This is a genomic window from Aeromonas sp. QDB20, assembly GCF_027707805.1.
In the GTDB taxonomy this organism is placed as follows: Bacteria; Pseudomonadota; Gammaproteobacteria; order Enterobacterales; family Aeromonadaceae; genus Aeromonas; species Aeromonas dhakensis.
Map to the genome: position 1 here is coordinate 1 of NZ_JAPCJC010000055.1, position 1,198 is coordinate 1,198.

The following is a 1,198-nucleotide window of genomic DNA, read 5'->3' on the forward strand; positions in this document are numbered from 1 at the left end:
GGTAATCCCCCCATTTTTTGGAGCACTCAAAAGTAGAGGTCATGCGGCCTGTGCCAAGCGCTGTTTCGGCGTGTAGCCGCCCAGCGCCATATTGGGCCGCTCATGGTTATAAACCCACAGCCAGTTCGTGGCAAATTCCTGTAACTCATTCAGTGACTCAAACAGGTAATGGCCCAACCAGTCGTAACGCACAGTGCGGTTAAATCGCTCTATGTAGGCATTCTGCTGCGGGTTGCCTGGCTGGATATACCTCAGCGCAATCCTCTTCTGCTGCGCCCATTGCTTGAGCTCTTCGCTGATGTATTCCGGACCATTATCACAGCGGATAGCGGCTGGTTTGCCCCGCCACTCGATGACCTGCTCCAGCACCCGTTTGACTCGCGAGGCAGGCAAGGAAAAATCCACCTCGATGCACAGTGCTTCGCGATTGAAGTCATCGATCACATTAAACAACCGCACCGAACGACCATCGCTGAGCTGGTCATGCATAAAGTCCATCGACCAACAGTGATTCGGTTGGTCAGGGACTGCCAACGGCTCCGGCTTGGCCCGCACTAGCCGCTTCTTGGGTTTTATCCGCAGATTGAGCTCTAGCGCCCGATAGATCCGGTAGACCCGCTTGTGGTTCCAGCCAAAGCCTTTGACGTTACGCAGGTACAGGAAGCACAGTCCGAAACCCCAGTTGCGCTGGTTGGCGGTGAGGCGCAGCAGCCAGTCGGCAATCTCCTGGTTTTCATCAGCCAGCACGGGCTGATAACGGTAGCAACCCTCGCTCACCTTGAACACCTGGCAAGCCAGACGGATAGAAATGGCGTAATGAGCCACAGCCTTGGTCGCCATCTCCCTGCGGGCAGATGGCGTCACCACTTTTTTGCCATCGCCTCGGAGATGATCTCAGCCTTTAGGCGCTCCTCGGCATACATCTTCTTAAGGCGACGATTTTCCTCTTCCAGCTCTTTGAGGCGCGCCATGAGAGAGGCATCCATGCCACCGAATTTGGAGCGCCACTTGTAGAAGGTGGCGGAGCTGATGCCATGCTCACGGCAGAGCTCAGGGACGGGTGAACCAGACTCGGCCTGCTTGAGGATGGCGATGATCTGTGCATCGCTAAAGCGTGATGTTTTCATGTAGAACCTCCTGCGTTCAAGATACGAGAAAATTCTACTTATGAGCACCTCAGTTTTTCGGGGGGATTACC

Annotated in this window: 1 protein-coding gene; it reads right to left on the reverse strand. The window is 55.0% G+C overall.

Annotated elements, in window-relative coordinates; all coding sequences use genetic code 11:
• Nucleotides 1-39: 39 nt before the first annotated feature.
• Nucleotides 40-1,127, reverse strand: a protein-coding gene (locus PG897_RS22495) for an IS3-like element ISAs22 family transposase (RefSeq protein WP_088821966.1) whose coding sequence is annotated in 2 segments (ribosomal slippage) — nucleotides 40-875 and nucleotides 875-1,127 — 1,089 coding nt in all. Because the reading frame shifts where the segments join, the coding sequence is not laid out codon by codon here.
• Nucleotides 1,128-1,198: the final 71 nt, after the last annotated feature.